This window comes from Leucobacter chromiireducens (assembly GCF_003917135.1).
GTDB classification, from domain to species: Bacteria; Actinomycetota; Actinomycetes; order Actinomycetales; family Microbacteriaceae; genus Leucobacter; species Leucobacter chromiireducens_A.
In genome coordinates this window covers 1-6,088 of record NZ_RPDI01000055.1, presented here as the reverse complement: position 1 = coordinate 6,088, position 6,088 = coordinate 1, and the positions used below count along the sequence as shown (strand labels likewise).

The following is a 6,088-nucleotide window of genomic DNA, read 5'->3' as shown; positions in this document are numbered from 1 at the left end:
CCCCACGCACCGCACCACCTGTGTAGGGTGAAGATATGCTCGCCATGCCGCATGAAGAGTTCGAGGCCCTCGTCGCCGACGGCCTCGATTCGCTGCACGATGACATGCTCGCGCAGCTCGACAACGTCATCTTCCTCGTGGAGGATCGGCCCGAGGACGGCAGCGACATCCTCGGCGTGTACGAGGGCTTCTCGCTCGCGGAGCGCGACGTGTACGGCTACGGCGAGGAGCCGGATCGCATCATCCTCTTCCGCGAGAACCTGCTGGCGCACTGCGCGGATCACGAGGAGCTCGTGCACGAGATCCGGGTCACGCTGATCCACGAGATCGCCCACTTCTACGGGCTCACCGAGGCCCGCATCCACGAGCTCGGGTGGGGCTGATGACGATGGCCGGAACCGAGACGAGCCGCAGGGAGGGCACGCAGCTGCGCCCCGACAACGGCTGGCAGACGGTGGTGTGGGACGACCCGGTGAACCTGATGTCGTACGTCGCGTTCGTGTTCCAGACGCACTTCGGGTTCACGGCCGAGCACGCGGAGGAGCTCATGCTGCGGGTGCACCACCGGGGCAGCGCGGTAGTCGCCGAGGGCGGGCGAGAGGTGATGGAGATGCACGTCGAGGCGATGCACGGGTATGGGCTCTGGGCCACCGTTCGAGAGGCCGGCGCCCAGTGAAGCTCATGCCGCAGCCCGGCGGGATCCGTGTTGTGTTCGAGCGCGAGGAGGCGGCGATGCTCGATCAGCTGGCGTCACAGCTCGCGCAGCTGCTCGATAGCCACAGCAGCGGGGCGCTCGATCCCGATCCGTTCTTCGCGAGCCTGGAGGTGGGCGGCAGCGACACGCTCCCCGTCGACCCGGCGCTCGCCCGCCTGTTCCCGAACGCGTACGAGGGCGACTCGGAGTCGTCGGAGTTTCGCCGGGTGACGGAGCAGGGGCTCATCAACCGGAAGCTGCAGGATGCGCTCTTCGTGACGAGCGAGCTCGGCCTCGGGCCCGAGGGCCCAACGCCCGACGGCGTTGCCGCCAGTGACGCCTCCCCCGACGGGGCCGTGATCGTCGAGATCTCGCCTGAGACGCTCCCCACCTGGGTGCGCACGCTCACCGCGCTCCGGCTCGCAATCGCGGCGCGCATCGGCCTCGACGAGCACGACGATCGTGAGGTGCTGCTCCACCGCGAGGAGACCAGGGGGACCGTGCTCGTCTTCGACTGGCTCGCCGCCGTGCTGGAGTCGCTCATCACCGTGATGCACAGCGAGCACGCCTCTGGCGAGGCAGACGAGCCCCCGGCAAACTAGCTCGGATCCTCAAGCGAGCGCGGATCGACCACCTGGCCCCGCCCGGTGAGGAGGCTCGCCGAGGTGACCCCTGCAGCACCGAAGCGGTCCTTCAGCTCGTCCACGGCCTGATCAACGGCCCGCCACTCTTCGTCGTCGCTCCAGAGCCCGATCGGCTCGCTCCCCGCGGGCCGAAGCTGCTCCGCGCGCACACCGATCAGCCGGACCGGGCGGGTCTGCTCGAGGCTCGCGTAGAGCTCGCGCGCGGTCTGCACGATGCGACGGGTCGCGTTCGTCGCTTCCGCGAGGGTGCGCGACCGCGTCACGGTCTCGAAGGTGTCCCACCGCACCTTGATCGCGATCGTACGCGCCTCGAACTGCGCGGCCCGCAACCGCTCCCCCGTGCGCGTCGCGAGCCGCAGCAGCTCACGATCAAGCACCGCGGGATCGCTGACGTCGTGCGCGAAGGTCTCCTCGTGGCCGATGCTCTTCTCCGTGCGCGTGGTCTCCACCGACCGCGCGTCGCGGCCGTTGGCGAGCGCGTGCAGCTTGTTCGCGCTCGCCGCGCCGACGAGCCGGGTGAGCGACGGCAGCGGCTCGCGCGCCAGGTCGGCGACCGTGTGGATCGCCCGCGACTTGAGCGTGCGCGCCGTCGCCTGCCCCACACCCCACATCGCCTCGACGGGGAGGCTGTGCAGGAACTCGACGGTGCGCGCCGGCGGAATCTCGAGCACACCGTCGGGCTTCGCGCGCTGCGATGCGAGCTTCGCGACGAACTTGGTGGCGGCGAGCCCCACCGAGGCGGGGAGCCCGGTGCGCTCCCTGACGCGCTCGCGGATCGCACGCGCGATCTCGATGGGGGCGCCGAAGAGCTTCGTCGAGCCGGAGACGTCGAGGAACGCCTCGTCGATGCTGAGCGGCTCAACGAGGGGCGTGAACTCGTGGAAGATGCCCATCACCGCGCGCGAGGCGGTGCGGTACTTCTCGTACGTCGGGGAGATGAGCACCAGCTCCGGGCAGAGTTGCTTGGCGCGCGCAACTGGCATCGCCGAGCGCACGCCAAACCGGCGCGCCTCGTAGCTCGCACTTGACACCACCGAGCGGGCCGTGTCGTGCGCGGCCACCACGGGACGCCCGACGAGTTCGGGCCGGTCGAGCAGCTCGACCGACACGAAGAACGAGTCCATGTCGACGTGCAGCATCGAGGCCTCGGTGCGCGGCGCTTCGGTCATGTCTCCATTGCATCACACACCACCGACGTTTCCAGTAGCGTTGGGGTGGAACACCCCACCCGCTCCAGCAGCAAGGCAGGCAGATGGCACGGCAGAACTCCCCCACCGATCGTCCCAGTGTTTCCGCGCTCCGTGGTCGAGCGCACGCTGACGTGCTCATCGTCGGCGGCGGCATCAACGGCATCGCGACGTTCCGCGAGCTCGCGCTGCAGGGTGTCGACGTCGCCCTGGTGGAGCGGGGCGACTTCGTCTCGGGCGCGTCCGCCGCGTCGAGCCACATGGTGCACGGCGGCGTGCGCTACCTCGAGAACGGCGAGCTGCGGCTCGTGCGCGAGGCGGTCGCGGAGCGCAATCGGCTCCTCAAGAACGCGCCGCACTACGTCGCTCCGCTGCAGACCACGATCCCGATCTTCTCGACGTTCGCCGGCCTGCTCTCCGCGCCCTTCCGCCTCCTGGTCACCCATGGGCGGGGCAAGCCGAGCGAGCGCGGCGCACTGCTGATCAAGATCGGGCTGCTCATGTACGACACGTTCTCGCGCGGCGGCGGGCGAGTCCCACGGCACCGATTTCACGGGCGAGAGCGGTCGCTGCGCGCGCTCCCCCGCCTGAACCCGCGGATCAAGTACACCGCGACGTACTACGACGCGTCGATGCACGATCCCGAGCGGCTCGCGCTCGACGTGCTGCACGATGGCCTCGCGGCGGGCAGCGGAGGCTCGGCGGGCAGCGGAGACTCAGCGGGCAGCGGAGGCTCGGCGGGCAGCGGAGGCTCAGCTGGCAACGGAGACGCTGCGAGCACCGCCGCCAGCGCGCGCGCCGCGAACTACGTCTCGGCGGTGGGCTTCCGGGACGGGTCGGCCGTGCTGCGCGACGAGGTCACGGGCGAGGAGTTTGCGTTCACCGCGTCCGTCATCGTGAACACAAGTGGGCCGTGGACCGATCACACCAACGCGGCGCTCGGCAGGCCCACCTCGTACATGGGTGGGACGAAGGGCTCGCACATCGTGCTGGATCACCCCGAGCTGCTCGACGCGACCGGCGGCCGCGAGATGTTCTTCGAGCACTCGGACGGACGGATCGTGCTGATCTACCCGCTGAAGGATCGCGTGATGGTCGGCACGACCGATATCAACGCCGATCCCGCCGAGCCGAGCGTCTGCACCGACGAGGAGGTCGCCTACTTCTTCGACCTGATCCCGCACGTCTTCCCCGGGATCGCCGTCGATCGCTCACAGATCGTGTACACGTTCTCGGGCATCCGCCCGCTGCCGAAGCACGACGACACGGCCCCCGGCTTCGTTTCCCGCGACTACCGCATCGAGCACGGTTGGCTCGGCGCGGTGCGCACGCTCAGCCTGGTGGGCGGCAAATGGACGACGTTCCGCGCGCTGGGCGAGCACCTCGCCGACGAGGCGCTGCAGCTGCTGGGCGCCCGCCGAGCCGTGAGCACACGCGCCACCGCCATCGGCGGCGGGGCCGGGTTCCCGCGCGACGCCGCGGCGCGCACGGTCTGGCTGGCGCGGCACCGCGGCGCACACGATCCCGCGCTGGTTGCGCAGTTGCTTGACCGCTACGGCACGCAGGCGACCGCGCTGCTCGCCGCGCTGCCGACGGAGCCCACGCCGCTCACGCACACCTCCGGCTACACCGTCGAGGAACTCGCGTACCTCGCCCAGACGGAGCAGGTGCAGCACCTCGACGATCTGCTGCTGCGGCGCACCTCGATCGCCTTCGTCGGCGGCCTCACGGCGGCCGCGCTCGACGAGATCGCGCGCGCGGTGGCCCCGGCGCTCGGCTGGACGGCGCAGACGCGCACGGCCGAGGTCGCGCGCACCACCGAGCTGCTGCGCACCGCGCACCGCGTCTCACTCGACGGCCCCGGCCTCACCCCGGCATAGCAAGGAGCACCGATGCGCACCACCATCCTGTCTATCGACCAGGGCACCACCTCGAGCCGGGCGATCATCTTCGATCACGCGGGCAACGTGGTGTCGATGGGGCAGCAAGAGCATCGGCAGATCATGCCGAGCGCCGGCCGCGTCGAGCATGACGCCAGCGAGATCTGGCAGAACGTGCAGGAGGTCATCGGCACGGCGCTCGGGCGCGCGGACCTGACCGGCGCGGACATCGCCGCAGTCGGCATCACGAACCAGCGCGAGACCACCATCATGTGGGACCGCGCGACGGGCGAGCCCGTGCACCACGCGATCGTCTGGCAGGACACCCGCTCGCAGGGCATCGTCGATCGCCTCGCCGCCGAGGGCGGGCCGGATCGGTTCCGCGAGACGACCGGCCTCCCACTGACGGCGTACTTCTCAGCCTCGAAGATTGCCTGGCTGCTGGAGCACGTCCCCGGGCTGCGCGAGCGCGCCGAAGCCGGCGAGATCCTGTTCGGGACGCCGGACACCTGGGTGCTGTGGAATCTCACGGGCGGGCCGGAGGGCGGCGTGCACGCCACCGACGTCACGAACGCCTCACGCACGCTGCTCATGGATCTGAGGACACGGGAGTGGAGCCCGGAGCTGCTCGCCGCCTTCGATATCCCCGCGGCGGTGCTGCCCGAGATCCGTTCCTCCTCGGAGGTCTACGGTCGCGCGGAGCCGTCCTCGCTCCTCCACGGCGTTCCCGTCGCCGGCATCCTCGGGGACCAGCAGGCCGCGGCCTTCGGGCAGGCGGCGTTCGCCGCTGGCGAGTCGAAGAACACGTACGGCACCGGCTGCTTCCTCCTCATGCAGACCGGCACGGAGCCCGTGCACTCGAGCAATGGGCTCATCACCACCGTCGGCTACCAGCTGGGCGACGGCCCGGTGCACTACGCGCTCGAGGGCTCGATCGCGGTCACCGGCTCACTCATCCAGTGGCTGCGCGATCAGCTCGGGATCATTCCTGCGGCGGATCAGGTGGAGTCGCTCGCGCTCAGCGTGCCAGACAACGGTGGCGTGTACATCGTGCCGGCGTTCTCCGGCCTCTTCGCACCGTACTGGCGGCCGGACGCGCGCGGGACGATCGTCGGGCTCACGAGATACTCCAATCGGGGCCACTTCGCCCGCGCCGCACTCGAAGCGGTGGCGTATCAGACGCGCGACGTGATCGACGCGGTGAACGCGGATGTCGAGGTGCCGCTCGCGGAGCTGCGGGTCGACGGCGGCATGGTGGCGAACCGCACCCTCATGCAGTTCCAGGCGGACGTGCTCGGGGTGCCGGTCGTGCGGCCGCGGGTGGCCGAGACGACGGCGCTCGGGGCGGCCTACGCGGCTGGGTTGGCGGTCGGCTTCTGGCGGGATCTCGACGAGCTCCGCGGCAACTGGCGGGCCGGCGAGCGGTGGACGCCGCAGCTCACGGCGGACGAGCGCGAGCGCCTCCTGCGCGAGTGGCGAAAGGCCATCACGAAGTCCACCGACTGGGTCGACGAGGATACGCGCGGGTAGCTGGTCTGGTGTCCGGGCGACGGGATCACCGCCCGGTTTCGGGCTCGGGGATCTGGTCCGGTTTCGGGCGCAAAAAAGGGAGGGCCACACCCCGGCCTGCCATCACTGGCAAACCTGGGTGCAACCCTCCCTGTAAAAGGTGTCCGGCGGTGT

The 6,088-nt window shown here is 70.3% G+C and carries 6 protein-coding genes; 5 read left to right on the top strand and 1 reads right to left on the bottom strand.

Annotated features, from left to right (window positions below; genetic code table 11):
• Positions 1–35: 35 nt before the first annotated feature.
• The 3 genes from EGM46_RS14205 to EGM46_RS14195 are packed head-to-tail and all read left to right on the top strand — an operon-like array spanning position 36 to position 1,296.
• Positions 36–383 carry a metallopeptidase family protein gene (locus EGM46_RS14205; RefSeq protein WP_125100782.1) on the top strand — a complete coding sequence of 116 codons (348 nt, stop codon included), beginning with the start codon at positions 36–38 and terminating at the stop codon, positions 381–383.
• A gap of 5 nt (positions 384–388) precedes the next feature.
• Positions 389–676: an ATP-dependent Clp protease adapter ClpS gene (gene clpS, locus EGM46_RS14200; protein WP_241156372.1), complete on the top strand. Its 288-nt coding sequence runs from the start codon at positions 389–391 to the stop codon at positions 674–676.
• Between the two features lie 5 nt (positions 677–681).
• Positions 682–1,296, top strand: coding sequence for a DUF2017 family protein (locus EGM46_RS14195; RefSeq protein ID WP_241156371.1), 615 nt, complete (start codon positions 682–684; stop codon positions 1,294–1,296).
• On the opposite strand, the gene dinB is transcribed toward EGM46_RS14195, so the two are convergent.
• Positions 1,293–2,507 (bottom strand): DNA polymerase IV, encoded by a 1,215-nt coding sequence (gene dinB, locus EGM46_RS14190; protein WP_125100779.1) that lies wholly within the window; start codon positions 2,505–2,507, stop codon positions 1,293–1,295. The two genes, EGM46_RS14195 and dinB, sit on opposite strands and share 4 nt — an antisense overlap.
• Before the next feature lie 83 nt (positions 2,508–2,590).
• Between dinB and EGM46_RS14185 the strand changes: the two genes are divergently transcribed.
• Positions 2,591–4,405 (top strand): glycerol-3-phosphate dehydrogenase/oxidase, encoded by a 1,815-nt coding sequence (locus EGM46_RS14185; protein WP_125100778.1) that lies wholly within the window; start codon positions 2,591–2,593, stop codon positions 4,403–4,405.
• Between the two features lie 12 nt (positions 4,406–4,417).
• Positions 4,418–5,935: a glycerol kinase GlpK gene (glpK, locus tag EGM46_RS14180; RefSeq protein WP_125100777.1), complete on the top strand. Its 1,518-nt coding sequence runs from the start codon at positions 4,418–4,420 to the stop codon at positions 5,933–5,935.
• Positions 5,936–6,088 lie beyond the last annotated feature (153 nt).